Genomic DNA, 14348 nt, shown 5'->3' on the forward strand with positions numbered 1-14348 from the left:
GGGCGTAGTTTACCGCCGTAGGCATCGCATAATTCAACAGCCCAACACTAAACGCGATCACAAACCCGTTAAACTCCTTCGTATTCGCTGATTACTGATGAATTTGCGTCGCTTTCAGCATATGGTAAGTAATGATCAACTGAGTAAGAGCAAGGGGGTAACTTTGCAGTGTTTCCCCAGTTGTACCAGCAACTTTACCCAGTTCTGGATTACTTTCGCGATCGCAAATATTTCGTAAATGGGGCATATCAGAACAAATAATATGCTCTAGCTTATTCACCTGTTCTAAGGTTGCATGACCATCAACTTCTAAGACATCTACTGGTTTACTCATATCCCTGTCTAGCCCCAGACGGATCGCTGAGTCAGAATTACCATAGCTAGAGTTGATAATCTGGGTAAAATCTGGGTGGGGAATTGTTGGACGAAGTACCAGTCGCACATTCAGGTGTCCATTCGTTTCATCAGCTTCCTCTGTGGGTGGGTAAAAACTAATAACTATATCAGACCATTGCCGCTGCGGACGGATGAATTGTGCTGAGTCTGGTTCGCGCTTTTCTAGTTCCGCTAGCACCTGTTCGGCAGTGTAACCCCGCTTTTGTGTATCTCGCTTGACTTTCCACTTAGTGCGGATTGTTTCTGGGGGTGCAAGGTAAACTTTAACATCGTAAGAGTCACGGGCAGCACGAGTAGAATAACCCAGCAATCCCTCAATAATCACGAATTTATTCGGCTTGATATACTGCGGTGGCTCGAATGTGCCGGTTTTATGACTGTAAACTGGCTTCAGAATTGGCTGTCCTGTGCGTAGCAGCGACAGATGTTGCTGCATAATATCTAGGTGGTTGCAGTCCGGGTGGAGGGCAGTGATGCCAATCTCTGCACGTTGTTGGCGATCGTAACGGTGATAATCATCTGTACAAATGAGCGTAACATTTTCTGGGCCGAGTACCTGAGCGATTCCTCGCGTTAGTGTTGTTTTCCCAGCAGCGCTGTCACCTACAATACCAAGAATTATTGGACGGCTCATCAATACCTCCCAGAATAAAAGCAAGTTTAGTAATAAAATCTTCCTACAATAGTTTTTATTCTAGAGGTGTTTAGGCAAGTAACTCAAACAAAGGTTTGGTATGCAATATCTCTACATATAGAATGTCTGTGCGCTGGTTGATTGCAGGTTGAAGTATCAAACCTGGGCTAACATCTTTTTTCACTCAGCGATATAGAGATTAAACCAGAGAATTAGTGTGTAGGGTTTAGGCAAAAGAGGAATGAACGTTTTATGACAACTCAAACACTAGGACTCGAACAAAACCTTTATGATTATTTATTGTCAGTCTCTCTCCGAGAACCAGAGATTTTAACGCAACTGAGACAGGAAACAGCTCAGTATCGAATAGGGAAAATGCAGATTGCTCCCGAACAGGGACAGCTGCTGGCGTTACTCGTGCAGTTGCTGGGAGCTAAGAAAACTTTGGACATTGGGGTATTTACAGGTTATAGTTCCTTGGTGGTGGCATTGGCATTACCAAGCGACGGTAAGGTGGTAGCCTGTGATGTGAGTGAAGAATTTACAACGATCGCTCGGCGCTATTGGCAGCAAGCAGGAGTTGCGGATAAAATTCAACTGCACATTGCCCCAGCTTTGGAGACTTTGGATCGGCTGCTGACAACCAAAGAAGCAGAAACCTTTGATTTTGCTTTCATCGATGCAGATAAGAGCAACTATGATGCTTATTATGAGCGATCGCTGCAATTAGTGCGTCCAGGGGGACTAATTGCGATTGATAATGTCCTTTGGTCAGGCAGGGTTGCTGACCCCCAAGTGCAAGATAATAGAACTAAAAAGATTCGTGCCTTTAATCAAAAGCTGCATCAAGACCAAAGAGTTAGTCTTAGTTTAGTAGCGATCGCAGATGGCTTAACTCTGGCATTGAAGAAATAATACCGTTCATAATTTACTAACGAATGCTTTCAAACTGAAATCTTCCTGCTTCATCTCGGAGAAGCTCTTGATCCTATTGAGGCTAGATTTGTGTGTAAAAAGTAAAATTATATACTATTTCAGTAAAATAGTACTTAGAACTTTGCTGAAAATGCGATCGCCTACCAAAGGCGTAACCCATCGCACAATTTCCCCCCAGTACTAGAGACAAGCGCTTGCTTGGCGTGGGCATAGCGTAAGATAGTATATAAAAATGTATGTATCAAAGTCTGCTGTAGCAAAATAAGAGATTATCTAGGTAGATAATATATAATAATTAATGAAAATAATTTAATCCAACAATACCTTCGCCAATTTACGAGGATGAGTTGATGTATGAATTACCTTTTCTCTAAGGCTTGGCAAAAACAATAGACTAGTTATAACAGCTAATTTTTCCAACTCAAATCCACTTTTGCAACTTTAAAGTGTCAAACTAAGAATTTTTTTATTTAAAGATTAATTATAGTGTACAAAATTGTACTCATACATATTGGGTTTTCTTTTTTAAGCCTTTATTTTGTTGTATATTATTAATAGACCAAAGTAAATAAATGTCTCTACTAAGTGTTTAACCTTTAATATTAATATTCGTGGAAGATATTCTGCAAGCAGTAGAAAGAATTTTGCAAGACAAGCCTCTCGCCTCCATTCAGTGGTTTGTGTTCTCTCAATCGTGGTTGGGCAAAACTTACGATGAAATGGCAGAGGTATCAGGTTACCGCAACAATTACATTAAGGAAGTTGGCTCTGAGTTGTGGCAAGACCTTTCCGTTGCACTTGGAAAAAAAATAACTAAAAAAAACCTGCATTTAGCGTTAGAGAAATATCTACAAGAGAAGATAAGCGATCAGGAAAATCAAAGCCAACAAAAGTTCGGTGAAGAATCTAGTGTAAAAAAGGTTTCTCCAAACTTATTTTCAGGAAGCAATATCGAATTTCCTAGCGGGCCTGTACCACTGGGTTCTCCTCTTTACATCAATCGTCCTCCTTTGGAAGAACTTGTTTATAATGAGATTTTACACCCTGGTTGTTTAATCCGGATCAAAGCACCTCGAAAGACGGGTAAAAGTTCACTGCTAAACCGGATGATTGCTTATGCTAAAGAGCAAGGTTATCAAGTTGTCTATTTGGACTTTCAAGAAGCTGACCAAGATGTTTTTGCTTGCCTTGATAAATTTTTGCGTTGGTTTTGTATCAATGTCAGCAGGCAATTAAATCTCCTTCCCTGTCTAGATGATTTTTGGGATACAGAAATGGGCAGCAAGGTAAGCTGCAAAATCTATTTTGAAGCATATCTGCTGCAATACATTGATCAAAGCCCTGTAGTTTTAGCTTTGAATGAAGTCCATCGAGTTTTTGAACATCCTAATATTGCCCAAGATTTTCTGCCAATGCTGCGATTTTGGCACGAACAAGCAAAGCAAGATCAAATCTGGCAAAAACTGCGAATGGTGGTAGTTTACACCACAGAGATTTATATTCCGCTTAAGCTAAACCAATCGCCTTTCAATGTCGGGATAACAATTACGCTGCCACCATTTACTCTCAATCAGGTACAAAATTTAGCATTATCTTACGGGCTATATTGGGCAGCAGACTCCGAAGGAGCAGAACGCCTTGTACCCTTACAAGTAATGGTAGGAGGACATCCCTATTTGGTGAGTCTTGCACTTTATCATCTACGTCAAGAGGAAATGCCGTTAGAGGTGTTACTAGAAACGGCATCTACACCAGTGGGAATTTATAGTCAGCATTTACGAGAACTGTTGAGCTTACTCCAAAAAGAACCAGAATTAATGTCAGCTATGGAAAAGGTAATTGCAACAGATGAAAAAGTAGAGTTAGACGCGATCGCTGCCTACAAGCTAGAAAGTATGGGTTTGGTTCAACTCAATGGGAATCAGGCTCACACAATGTGTGAATTGTATCGCCTTTATTTTAGCCAACAACTGGGAAAAAAATCAGGGTAATATAATTATGGAAACTTTTGAAACACAAATAATCAAAAGAGTTGTCGCTGTTAATATAAACTTAATTAATTTTTTTGAGACGAATTTATTTATTAAAAATAATAACTAATTTTTTTAAATCAAATGAGTAATTATCGATACCAAGTTGGTGGTACGCTCACCAGTGACGCTCCTAGCTATGTTGAGCGCAGAGCAGATGTAGAACTTTACGAAGCCTTAAAACAGGGTGAATTTTGCTACATTCTGAGCAGTAGGCAGATGGGCAAATCCTCACTTATGGTAAAAACAAAGCATCGTTTCCAACAAGAGGGCTTTAAATGTGCCACTATTGATATGACTAATATTGGTTGTGAAAATATAACTCCAGAGCAGTGGTATAAAGGAGTTGTGGGTGATCTATGGTTGAGTTTTAAGCTGTTAGGAAAAGTCAATTTAAGAACTTGGTGGCAAGAACAAAATGATATTTCTTTAGTTCAGAAACTCAGTCGATTTATTTCGGAAATTCTGTTAGTTCAGTTTCCTCACGAAAGACTATTTATTTTTATTGATGAAATCGATAGCATTCTCAGTCTTGACTTCTCTGTTGATGACTTTTTTAGCTTTATTCGCTTCTGCTATAACCAACGAGCAATTGATCCAGAGTATCATCGGATTACATTTGCAATTTTCGGTGTTGCAACACCTTCAGACTTAATCCGATATCGAAACAATACTACCCCGTTTAATATTGGTAAAGCTATCCAAGTAAATGGTTTCACATTTGAAGAAGCTCAACCGCTATCTTTAGGGCTAAATATTAAAGAAAATTATCCCCAGAAACTTTTGAAAGAAATATTAGCGTGGACAGAAGGGCAACCATTTCTTACTCAAAAGCTGTGTCGATTAATTGTCAGTTTATCTCAATATGATGTGGGTAGAAAGCTAAGAGTTCCCCCTGGCACAGAAGAATTTTGGATAGAAAATGTGGTGCGATCGCACATCATTGAGAAATGGGAATCACAAGATGAACCGGAGCATTTACGGACAATTCGCGATCGCATTCTCGGAAACGAACAATTTGCCGCCAGATTGCTGGGAATTTATCAACAAATTCTCCAAGGAGTGGAAGTATCAGCCGACGATAGTCGAGAACAAGTTGAACTATTGCTGTCTGGTTTGGTAATCAAAAAGCAAGGATTTCTGAAAATCAAAAACCGAATTTATCAAGAAGTTTTCAATTTAGAATGGGTTGGAAAAAAATTAGCTTACTTGCGTCCCTATTACGAAACCTTCAATGCATGGATAGCTTCAAACCAAAAGGATGAATCTCGCTTATTACGCGGACAAGCGCTGATTGATGCCGAAACCTGGGCACATGGTAAAAGCTTAAGCAACTTAGATTATCGGTTTTTAGCTGCTAGTGAAGAATTAGATCGGCGAGAAATGCAGCAAGCATTAGAGGCCGAACGTGCCAAAGAAGTTGAAGCACGACTTGCAGAACACCAAAAAAGGCTGGCTCAACAAAAGAAAAGTGCCACAATAGTGACACTTTTACTTGTGGGCATGACAATCAAGTTGGCGATTTCTATGGTGTGGGGAGTGTCCCTTTTACAAAAGATTAATGCTTTAGAATCGCAACTAAAATGTAACCGAATAGTTCATGAGGGCAAAGGAATAACTGCAAATTTTCAATCAGCCTGTTGAACCCAGAATTCTCGCAATTTCACTTTGCTGATTATATACATTCCTAAAGTGAGAAATTTGTGCTGATTATAGCATTGATTGAGCCGAACGCTAGGAGAATAATGCGATACCTGCGGTCGGCTGCGCCTACGCCTTAAAGGAACCCAAGTCTCCCCAATGCTGCCGATAATGTGATAGGACTTATACCATTTCTTTGTGAGGCTGCGCCAAACCCTTTTAACTTCTTTCTTTGTGTCCTTTGCGTCCTTTGCGATTCGTTTTTCTTTCTTTTACTTAGGTTTAGCGCATCTTCATACAGAATTGGTATTACGCACAGGTAACGGAAAATCGAACCACAGAGGCGCAGAGAACACGGAGGAATAAGAGTTTGAGAGGTATTTTGCGTAAGTCCTGTGTGAGTTAAAATCCTGATATCTTTGATCACTACTCACGCAGATAGACTCTGAAAAAGCGATGTCTACGACGGGCTGCGCCTACGAGCAAATTTTTTATTTTCCCAATAACTCAAAAAAAGTTTCCTTATTAATACCAATATCCTGAATCATACCCATTAGATTCCCTGGTTTTAGGTCTTTTCCCGAATGAATAGGAACAACAACCCTTTGTCCACGACTATCTTTGTAAATAGCATGGCTTCCCTTTTGACGGTCAAGATAAAAACCTAAATTTTCAATAACTTTGATAAATTCTTTAGCTTTGACACTGGGAAAATTACTCATGCCAAGATACTTAATGGCTTAACAATTAAATCCTCTTTAGGAATTGACTGATTATCGGCCCTTAAACTTTCAATATATAATTCAATAGCTTCTGTAATATTATCAATGGCCTCTTCAAAAGAGTCTCCTTGAGAATGACAACCTTTTAGGGTTGGACAAAAAGCGTGATAACCTCCATCTGATTCTTTTTCCAGAAGAACTGTGTAATTGTAAATTTGTTTATTGTTGTTATCCATAATATTTTCAAGTTGTTTGCGAGCTACCTACTTTTACTTCAGCATGATTCCATGATAAAGGCTTTTAAATTATGTTGGTTAAAGCAGTGCGATCGCTAATTTTCTCCCAACTTTCTCAAAAGAAAAGCGATGTCTACGACGGGCTGCGCCTACGCTCATGTATGATGATTGACTTAGTGCGATGCCTGCGGCGGGCTGCGCCTACGCCCTAAAGAAACGCAGGGCTTCCCAAAGCTGCCGGTGATGTGAGTTAAAATCCTGATATCTTTAATAACTACTCACGCAGACAGACCCCGGAAAAGCGATCGCTATGCTTCAGTATCCCCATCTCGAACAAGCGCTAAAATATCACTTCGGTTACGATAAATTCCGCCCCGGACAACGGCAAATTATCGAAGATGCGCTGCAAAATCGAGATTTATTGATTGTGATGCCTACGGGTGGGGGAAAATCTTTGTGTTTTCAGTTACCAGCATTGATCAAACAAGGCTTAACGGTGGTGGTGTCGCCATTAATCGCTTTGATGCAAGATCAAGTGGAAGGATTGCGAAACAATAATATTAACGCCACATTTCTCAATAGTAGTCTGAATCCGTATAAGGTGCGATCGCGGGAAGAAGCCATCCTTACCGGTAAAGTTAGGCTACTTTACGTCGCCCCAGAACGTCTGTTGAGTGAAAGATTTCTCCCATTTCTCGATTTAGTCAAAGAAAAAATTGGCATTGCGGCTTTTGCTATTGACGAAGCCCACTGCGTCTCTGAGTGGGGACACGACTTCCGCCCAGAATACCGCCAGATGAAATCTCTGCGGAAACGCTATCCTGATGTCCCTACCCTCGCCCTTACCGCTACAGCAACCGATCGCGTCCGTGCTGATATTATCCAACAATTAGGGCTAAAGCAACCCAGTATCCACATTGCTAGCTTTAACCGCCAAAATCTTTACTACGAAGTTCGTTCTAAAACCAAGTCTGCGTATGCTGAATTATTAGAACTCATCCGCGAAAATGAAGGTTCAGCAATTATTTATTGTTTAACGCGCAAAAAAGTTGATGAACTCACCTTTAAACTGCAAAATGATAAAATTTCCGCCTTATCTTATCATGCCGGGTTAAGTGATGAAGAACGCAGCACCAATCAAACTCGATTTATTCGAGATGATGTGCGCGTCATGGTGGCGACAATTGCCTTTGGAATGGGAATTAATAAGCCAGATGTGCGGTTAGTAATTCACTTTGATTTACCGCGTAATTTAGAAAGTTATTATCAAGAATCAGGTAGGGCGGGAAGGGATAGTGAACCTTCACGCTGTACGCTTTTTTTCAGTTTCAGTGATATTAAAACTATTGAATGGAGTATTAACCAAAAAACTGATCCTCAAGAACAGTTGATTGCTAAACAACAACTGCGTCAAGTAATTGATTATGCTGAAGGTACTGTTTGCCGACGGACAATTCAACTAGGTTATTTTGGGGAACGTTTTCCTGGTAATTGCGGTAACTGCGATAATTGCCGTCATCCCAAACCAATGCAAGACTGGACAATTGAAGCCATGAAGTTTTTATCTTGTGTGGCGCGTTGTAAAGAAAGATTTGGGATGCTGCACATTATTGATGTGTTGCGGGGGGCAAAAAAAGACAAAATTATCCAGTACGAACACGATAAACTTTCTACCTACGGTATTGGCAAAGATAAGAGCGTAGATGAATGGCGAATGTTGGCGCGATCGCTTTTACATCAAGGGTTGCTAGAACAGACTAACGATGGATATTCAGTTTTGAAACTTAACCCCCTCAGTTGGGAAGTGATGCGGCGACAGCGTACAGTTTCCCTTGTTGTTCCCGTAGCACAGAAGGTTACTTGGGAAGAAGGGAGTGAGAAGGCTGTTGAAGCAGAGATATTAATGCAGAGGTTGCGATCGCTCCGTAAACAACTTGCTGATGAACAATCTGTACCACCTTACGTTGTCTTTCAGGATTCTACTCTAAAATTGATGGCACAGGCACAACCTACAACGCTAACCGAATTTGGTAAACTTTCGGGCGTAGGCAGTCACAAACTTTCTCAATATGGCGATAAATTCCTCGCAGAAATTCGCGCCTACCGTCAAGAAAAAGGTTTGATAGATCCACCCCAAGTTAGTTTTACCCCCTCTGTTAGCTTACCTTCTGACACAGAAATATTCACATTACAATTACATAAACAAGGTTTAAGTGTTAATGAAATTGCCAAAAAACGCAATATTCGTCCTACGACAATTATTCGCCATTTAACAGATTTGATTGAAAAAAATCAGTCTGTAGACATAAATCAGTTAGTACCTATTGAACATCAACAAAAAATTTGGCAAGTTTTAGAAGTGCTTGGTGATATCTCTTTAACGCCAATTCGAGAACAACTCGGTGAAAGCTACACTTTTGATGAAATTCGTTTAGTACGGGGTAAATGGCGGCGTGAAAATCGCAAGTGATAATTTCAAGGTTTAGAAGATGCTTTAAAAGTATTGGGCGAATATAATTCGCGGCTACACAAGCAAAGTCCACCTCCGTGGACTAAGAGAAAATCAAGAGCTACAAACCCACGGAGGTTGGTTTTGTCTGTATAACCGCAATTTCTAATCGCCAGGGCTAGTATTAATTGAGACTTTACAAATATCCTCTTAACTTGTTCCGAATGTACCCTTAATGGCTGCAATTAGAGATAAACTAAAATTCTCCGAAAAAAGGCCCGCTTTTGATAGTGCCATCGGGCATAGTAGTCTGGTAAACAAAATTCCCATAACTCCAAATAATGTTGGGAGCGATATAAGCATCTCTGAAGTTAGTTTTAATCAAAATAGCAAACTCGAAACTACTGATGTTGGCTCCACAAAAGACAGCACTACTAGCATTTATCTGAGCCAAATTGGTTCCTCCCAAATCGGCTTCAGTCAAGTTACACCAACTCAAGTTGGCAGAATATAAATTAGCATCCCTGACAATAGCACGTTTCAACGAAGCACTTTCCAAGGAAACCCCAAATAAATCGGCTCCAGTCAAATCGGCTCGGCACAACTCGGCTTGTCTCAAATAGGCTCCGCGCAAATAATTGATATCTCTCAAAATAGCCCCTTCGAGGTCAATCGAACTGTCGAGGGGAACACCCTCGGATTGATCAACTCAATCCCCGCAAAGTTTCACTCTCCATCAGCGTACCGAGCCAACAACTCCTCAGCAGTTATTTCCCAAGGCATGATTTAACCTCCAAGTTTTTTTCTAATCTCAAATATATGGATGTCTAAGCCTTTCTGGGCGGTTTCTGTTTAGAAAAAATAGTCATGTCTAGTATACTTTGCGACTTTCCAAACATCCTCTAATCGCTACAGCTTTACAAACATCCTCTTATGATTAAAATACAAGAGCAAGATTAAAGGAGTTAGCTGATGAGTCATATGCTTAATACAGGAGTACGCTGGACAATTCACGATGTAGAACTCTTTGCAGAAAATGAAGGGACGCGGTATGAGATAGTTGATGGAGAATTATTTGTGACTAGGGCACCTCACTTCAAGCATCAGCAAGCTTGTGGCAGAATTTTCCGACAACTTGATATTTGGTCAGAGTCCACTGGTTTAGGGGAAGCTGTAATCAACCCCGGTGTTTTGTTTTCAGAATCAGATAATGTGATTCCAGATGTAGTTTGGGCTACTAAAGAAACCTTGGCGCTAACATTAGATGAAGCGGGACATTTAACTGGCGCACCAGATTTAATAGTAGAAGTGTTGTCTGCAAGCAAGTCAGATGAAAGACGAGATAAGGAAGCTAAACTTAAACTTTATTCTTCCAGAGGAGTAAAAGAATATTGGATTGCTGATTGGCGATCGCGTAAACTAGAGGTCTATCGGCGCGAACAAAGTCAACTTAAGTTGGTAGAAACCTTATTTAGTAGTGATAGGATAATTTCTTCTCTATTGCCTGGTTTTAGCTGTATCATAGACCAGCTTTTCCCTGTATAAATGCTTATCTTGGGAGATATACACACTTATTCTTTTCTCAAACAAGATGTGTATAAATTTCCTGAGACATGGCCTTCCTTTCACTAATAACTAAATTTTCTCCCCATCAAGGCGATATCTAGAGACAATCTGTCTATAATTACTAAAAATTGGGGATTTTAGAGTTGAAATTACTCTATTAATTTGGAGAGCAATTGGAACAGAAATCAGGGCCGAATTTGCAAAATTGACTACCTGTTACTGGGTAAGCTGTACAATAAGGAAAACTGGTAAGTTCAGCTTTGGCAGTTTGTGATTTCAAACCATTAGGTAACGCTTCAGTAAGTTTAGTTTCATGAGCTAGAAGGATAGCTAAAATCTTAGGTAACGCCATGCAAGCAGCAATATTGAGCAGCGTTAGTAATGTAGCGTCTATCAAATTCATAGGTAATCATCCCCTGTGAAAAATAGGCGTAGGCGTAGCTCGTCGTAGACATCGGTTTTCTTAACTGCAAGCATAACTTCTAAAATTGATGTTCAATCAATCTATTGCTTGCAGTCTATGTAAATTAACTTTAACATAAATTTTTGTAAATATAAACGTGGAATTCCTGGAATTATCGTACACAGAAGGCAATGTGGATAATAAGGATAGATATTGTAGCGTAATAACAAAATAAGCTGGAAAAAGATCAATTTACTATATTTAGGTAAGGTGTTATGAAAAAAACCCAAACCGCGTCTTCTTTTTTATCTAACATCAGTGAGCGAGAACGCCAAGCCTTAAAACGGTTGGTAGATTACACAAATGTAGAATCACTGCCAGAAATTTGGCCTTTAGCAGCTCAACAATTTGGTAATATTGTCGCCCTCCGTAACCCTCACGCTAAACCAGAAGTAGCGATTACTTATACCCAGCTAGCAGAGCAAATACGGCTATTTGCTTCTGGGTTACAGTCGTTGGGAGTAAAGGTAGGCGATCGCATTTCTTTAATTTCTGACAATAGCCCTCGCTGGTTTATTGCTGATCAAGGCATAATGACGGCTGGAGGGGTTGATGCAGTGCGTAGCTCCCAAGCGGAAAAAGAAGAACTGCTGTTTATCATCGCTAATAGTGGCAGTATGGCAATAGTAGTTGAAGATTTAAAGACACTTAAAAAACTGCAAGACCGTCTCAAAGATTTACCAATTCAGGTGGTGATATTACTTTCGGATGAAGCACCACCAACAGACGAAACCCTAAAGGTGCTGAACTTTGCCCAGTTGCTCGAAATTGGTGAAAATCATAATTTTGTGCCAGTCAAGCAAAATCGTGATGCTCTGGCAACCCTAATTTACACCTCTGGCACCACAGGTAAACCCAAGGGTGTAATGCTGTCTTATAGCAATTTGATGCACCAAGTAACAACCTTTGGCACAGTATTGCAACCAAACGCTGGCGATATCGTTCTCAGTATTCTACCTTCCTGGCACAGCTACGAACGAACTGTTGAATATTACCTACTATCTCAAGGTTGCACACAAGTTTATACCAACTTGCGCTCCGTGAAAGCAGATTTGAGAGAATTTAAACCCAACTACATGGTGGGTGTACCCCGGCTGTGGGAATCGATTTATGAAGGAGTGCAAAAGCAGTTCCGTGAACAACCAGCCAAAAAGCAACGCTTAATTAACTTTTTATTGGGCAATAGCGAGAAATATATCAAAGCGCGGCGAGTTGCTCAAGGATTGAGTTTAAATAATCTTCATGCTTCAGCCGTCGAACGATTAGCAGCTAAGATCCAAGCATCTGCTTTATTACCCCTCCATGCCTTGGGAGAACGACTGGTTTATGCCAAAGTGCGCGAAGCCACAGGAGGACAAGTTAAGCAGATGATTAGCGGCGGCGGTGCGCTTCCCAGACACATAGATAATTTCTTTGAAATTATTGGTGTGCAGATTTTGCAAGGTTATGGCTTGACAGAAACTTCTCCTGTTACCCATGTGCGTCGTCCTTGGCGAAATTTGATTGGTGCATCAGGGCAACCCCTTCCCGCTACAGAAGCTAAAATCGTAGATCCTGAGACAAAAGCGCCTTTACCAGTAGAAAAGCGAGGCTTAGTATTGTTGAGGGGGCCGCAGATTATGCAAGGCTATTACCAAAATCCCGAAGCGACAGCGAAAGCAATTGATGCTGAAGGTTGGTTTGATAGCGGCGATTTGGGTTGGCTGACACCACAAAACGACTTGGTGCTAACAGGCAGAGCCAAGGATACGATTGTATTGACCAACGGGGAAAACATCGAGCCACAGCCAATTGAGGATGCGTGTTTGCGATCGCCATATATCGATCAAATTATGCTCATCGGCCAAGATCAGCGCAGCTTGGGAGCCTTAATCGTCCCCAATGTTGAAGCCTTAGAAAAATGGGCAGCAAATCAGAATTTGATACTGGATACGCAGAAAGATCAGGTGACTTCTTCACCTACTCAAAAAATTGACTTCGAGAGTAGAATGATCCAGGATTTATTTCGGCAAGAATTGAATCGAGAAGTGCAAGATCGTCCAGGCTATCGACCGGATGACCGCATTGGGACATTCAAACTCATTTTAGAACCGTTTTCCATCGAAAATGGTTTGATGACACAAACACTGAAAGTTCGCCGACATGTCGTCACGGAACGTTATCGCGATATTATTGACGGCATGTTTGCCTGATAATTCCACCTCCCAACTGTAAAGAGTGAACGTGAAATATTTATGGATGTCTCCAAATCTAACTTGCTTCTCAAACGCGTCGTTAACGTCAAAGTCATTGTGACTCCTCTCTGGAAAGAGGAAGTACAACAGCAGCTGCAAACGCAGATCAATCAACTTGATCAGCAACTGCAACAGCTAGACGTAGAAGGACAAAGAGCGATCGCGGCAATTCAAAAGCAGAGTCTGCAACCACCTGGTCCCCAAACTCTCCAACAAATTGACAATATCCAACTCCAAGTCAATCAAAAGAAAAGTGAATTTCTAGAGCAGAAAAATCAGTTGCTGCAAAATCTCCAGCAAGTACAGTTTCTTCAGCAAGATCAAGAAGTCAACCAATTCCAAATGGAAGGCTTTTTCCGCGTAGAGACGGGTGATAACCTGATTAGCAAAATGCAGGTCGAAATCGTTTTGCGCGATGGCGTTGTAGAAGAAATTCGCGGCGACATTTAGTAAAGTTATGAGTTATGAGTTATGAGTTATGAGTTTAAATTCCTCACTCCTTACTCCTAACTCCTAACTAATTTCTCACTCCAGCCCAAACAATTTGCCAGACTGGAGGTGAGCTAATAAAAAGCGATCGCCCGAAGGCTGTCATTTCAACTCGATATTTAATACCAACTGAATCATCACCTTGTTTGATTTGTGTAATGGTCACAAGGGCTTGATTTCGTTGTGGATAAGCTACTTCTACCTTTCGCGTTCCTTTCACTGATGCTATGCCGTCAAGGGCATTTAGGGCGAGGGTAGCAGGATCGCTACCTTGGAGAGATGAGTTGATCTTTTCTAAAGGTATGGTTTTATAATTGGAACGCTCTGAGTATGCCACAACCTCTTGAGACTCATGTATTACTCCCACCTGCTGGGTTTGTCCATTACTAGTCTCAACAATCGGTGCAGGTGGCTGGCGCTGGGTAATATAAACTCCAGCGCCAGCAGTGGCAAAGATACTTAGTATCACAATTAAAAAGAATTTCAACTTTGCCGACATAAGGAATTTCAAATAGGTTTATGACCAATTTTGAATTCTAGATTGAACTGTAT

General features: G+C 40.8%; 14 protein-coding genes. 8 read left to right on the top strand and 6 right to left on the bottom strand.

Annotated elements, in window-relative coordinates:
* Window positions 1-91 precede the first annotated feature (91 nt).
* Window positions 92-1030, bottom strand: coding sequence for a phosphoribulokinase (locus H6G96_RS10090; RefSeq protein ID WP_190911338.1), 939 nt, complete (start codon window positions 1028-1030; stop codon window positions 92-94).
* Between the two features lie 252 nt (window positions 1031-1282).
* Here H6G96_RS10090 and H6G96_RS10095 point away from each other — a divergent pair, with 252 nt between their 5' ends.
* The 3 genes from H6G96_RS10095 to H6G96_RS10105 all read left to right on the top strand — a co-directional run bounded on the left by H6G96_RS10095 (window position 1283) and on the right by H6G96_RS10105 (window position 5640).
* Window positions 1283-1945 carry a class I SAM-dependent methyltransferase gene (locus H6G96_RS10095; protein WP_190911339.1) on the top strand — a complete coding sequence of 221 codons (663 nt, stop codon included), beginning with the start codon at window positions 1283-1285 and terminating at the stop codon, window positions 1943-1945.
* A 632-nt stretch (window positions 1946-2577) separates the two neighbouring features.
* On the top strand, window positions 2578-3957 hold the full coding sequence (locus H6G96_RS10100) for an AAA-like domain-containing protein (RefSeq protein WP_347242208.1): 1380 nt from the start codon (window positions 2578-2580) through the stop codon (window positions 3955-3957).
* Window positions 3958-4080: 123 nt separating this feature from the next.
* Window positions 4081-5640: an AAA-like domain-containing protein gene (locus H6G96_RS10105; RefSeq protein ID WP_190911340.1), complete on the top strand. Its 1560-nt coding sequence runs from the start codon at window positions 4081-4083 to the stop codon at window positions 5638-5640.
* 488 nt (window positions 5641-6128) lie between these two features.
* Here H6G96_RS10105 and H6G96_RS10110 read toward each other — a convergent pair whose 3' ends face one another.
* The gene (locus tag H6G96_RS10110) at window positions 6129-6359 is read right to left on the bottom strand and encodes a type II toxin-antitoxin system HicA family toxin (RefSeq protein WP_190911341.1); all 231 of its coding nucleotides are present in this window, start codon (window positions 6357-6359) and stop codon (window positions 6129-6131) included.
* Window positions 6356-6595, bottom strand: coding sequence for a type II toxin-antitoxin system HicB family antitoxin (locus H6G96_RS10115; protein WP_190911342.1), 240 nt, complete (start codon window positions 6593-6595; stop codon window positions 6356-6358). The genes H6G96_RS10110 and H6G96_RS10115 overlap by 4 nt, the downstream gene beginning before the upstream one ends.
* A 71-nt stretch (window positions 6596-6666) precedes the next feature.
* Between H6G96_RS10115 and H6G96_RS10120 the strand changes: the two genes are divergently transcribed.
* Together H6G96_RS10120 and recQ are read left to right on the top strand one after the other, a co-directional pair.
* Window positions 6667-6807 (top strand): hypothetical protein, encoded by a 141-nt coding sequence (locus tag H6G96_RS10120; RefSeq protein WP_190911343.1) that lies wholly within the window; start codon window positions 6667-6669, stop codon window positions 6805-6807.
* A 98-nt stretch (window positions 6808-6905) separates the two neighbouring features.
* A complete protein-coding gene (gene recQ, locus H6G96_RS10125) occupies window positions 6906-9065 on the top strand; it encodes a DNA helicase RecQ (RefSeq protein ID WP_190911344.1) in 2160 nt (719 codons plus the stop codon).
* A gap of 235 nt (window positions 9066-9300) precedes the next feature.
* On the opposite strand, the gene H6G96_RS10130 is transcribed toward recQ, so the two are convergent.
* Window positions 9301-9696 carry a pentapeptide repeat-containing protein gene (locus tag H6G96_RS10130; protein ID WP_190911345.1) on the bottom strand — a complete coding sequence of 132 codons (396 nt, stop codon included), beginning with the start codon at window positions 9694-9696 and terminating at the stop codon, window positions 9301-9303.
* A 320-nt stretch (window positions 9697-10016) separates the two neighbouring features.
* On the opposite strand from H6G96_RS10130, the gene H6G96_RS10135 reads away from it, so the two are divergent.
* Window positions 10017-10589 carry a Uma2 family endonuclease gene (locus H6G96_RS10135; RefSeq protein WP_190911346.1) on the top strand — a complete coding sequence of 191 codons (573 nt, stop codon included), beginning with the start codon at window positions 10017-10019 and terminating at the stop codon, window positions 10587-10589.
* Window positions 10590-10767: 178 nt separating this feature from the next.
* Here the strand turns inward: H6G96_RS10135 and H6G96_RS10140 are convergent, their stop codons facing one another.
* Window positions 10768-11013, bottom strand: a complete 246-nt coding sequence (locus tag H6G96_RS10140; protein ID WP_190911347.1) for a hypothetical protein — start codon at window positions 11011-11013, stop codon at window positions 10768-10770.
* A 275-nt stretch (window positions 11014-11288) separates the two neighbouring features.
* On the opposite strand from H6G96_RS10140, the gene H6G96_RS10145 reads away from it, so the two are divergent.
* Together H6G96_RS10145 and H6G96_RS10150 are read left to right on the top strand one after the other, a co-directional pair.
* Complete coding sequence (locus H6G96_RS10145) at window positions 11289-13265, top strand: AMP-binding protein (protein ID WP_190911348.1); 1977 nt, start codon at window positions 11289-11291, stop codon at window positions 13263-13265.
* Between the two features lie 42 nt (window positions 13266-13307).
* Window positions 13308-13757, top strand: coding sequence for a YlqD family protein (locus H6G96_RS10150; RefSeq protein WP_069072569.1), 450 nt, complete (start codon window positions 13308-13310; stop codon window positions 13755-13757).
* Between the two features lie 67 nt (window positions 13758-13824).
* On the opposite strand, the gene H6G96_RS10155 is transcribed toward H6G96_RS10150, so the two are convergent.
* Complete coding sequence (locus H6G96_RS10155; RefSeq protein WP_190911349.1) at window positions 13825-14295, bottom strand: hypothetical protein; 471 nt, start codon at window positions 14293-14295, stop codon at window positions 13825-13827.
* Window positions 14296-14348: the final 53 nt, after the last annotated feature.

This window comes from Nostoc sp. FACHB-892 (assembly GCF_014698795.1).
Taxonomy (GTDB): Bacteria; Cyanobacteriota; Cyanobacteriia; order Cyanobacteriales; family Nostocaceae; genus Nostoc.

Excerpts from the sequence above, each read along its gene's own strand:
- H6G96_RS10090 (WP_190911338.1), bottom strand. The coding sequence starts at position 1,030 with ATGAGCCGTCCAATAATTCTTGGTATTGTAGGTGACAGCGCTGCTGGG.
- H6G96_RS10095 (WP_190911339.1), top strand. The coding sequence starts at position 1,283 with ATGACAACTCAAACACTAGGACTCGAACAAAACCTTTATGATTATTTA.
- H6G96_RS10105 (WP_190911340.1), top strand. The coding sequence starts at position 4,081 with ATGAGTAATTATCGATACCAAGTTGGTGGTACGCTCACCAGTGACGCT.
- H6G96_RS10110 (WP_190911341.1), bottom strand. The coding sequence starts at position 6,359 with ATGAGTAATTTTCCCAGTGTCAAAGCTAAAGAATTTATCAAAGTTATT.
- H6G96_RS10115 (WP_190911342.1), bottom strand. The coding sequence starts at position 6,595 with ATGGATAACAACAATAAACAAATTTACAATTACACAGTTCTTCTGGAA.
- H6G96_RS10120 (WP_190911343.1), top strand. The coding sequence starts at position 6,667 with ATGTTGGTTAAAGCAGTGCGATCGCTAATTTTCTCCCAACTTTCTCAA.
- recQ (WP_190911344.1), top strand. The coding sequence starts at position 6,906 with ATGCTTCAGTATCCCCATCTCGAACAAGCGCTAAAATATCACTTCGGT.
- H6G96_RS10135 (WP_190911346.1), top strand. The coding sequence starts at position 10,017 with ATGAGTCATATGCTTAATACAGGAGTACGCTGGACAATTCACGATGTA.
- H6G96_RS10140 (WP_190911347.1), bottom strand. The coding sequence starts at position 11,013 with ATGAATTTGATAGACGCTACATTACTAACGCTGCTCAATATTGCTGCT.
- H6G96_RS10145 (WP_190911348.1), top strand. The coding sequence starts at position 11,289 with ATGAAAAAAACCCAAACCGCGTCTTCTTTTTTATCTAACATCAGTGAG.
- H6G96_RS10150 (WP_069072569.1), top strand. The coding sequence starts at position 13,308 with ATGGATGTCTCCAAATCTAACTTGCTTCTCAAACGCGTCGTTAACGTC.
- H6G96_RS10155 (WP_190911349.1), bottom strand. The coding sequence starts at position 14,295 with ATGTCGGCAAAGTTGAAATTCTTTTTAATTGTGATACTAAGTATCTTT.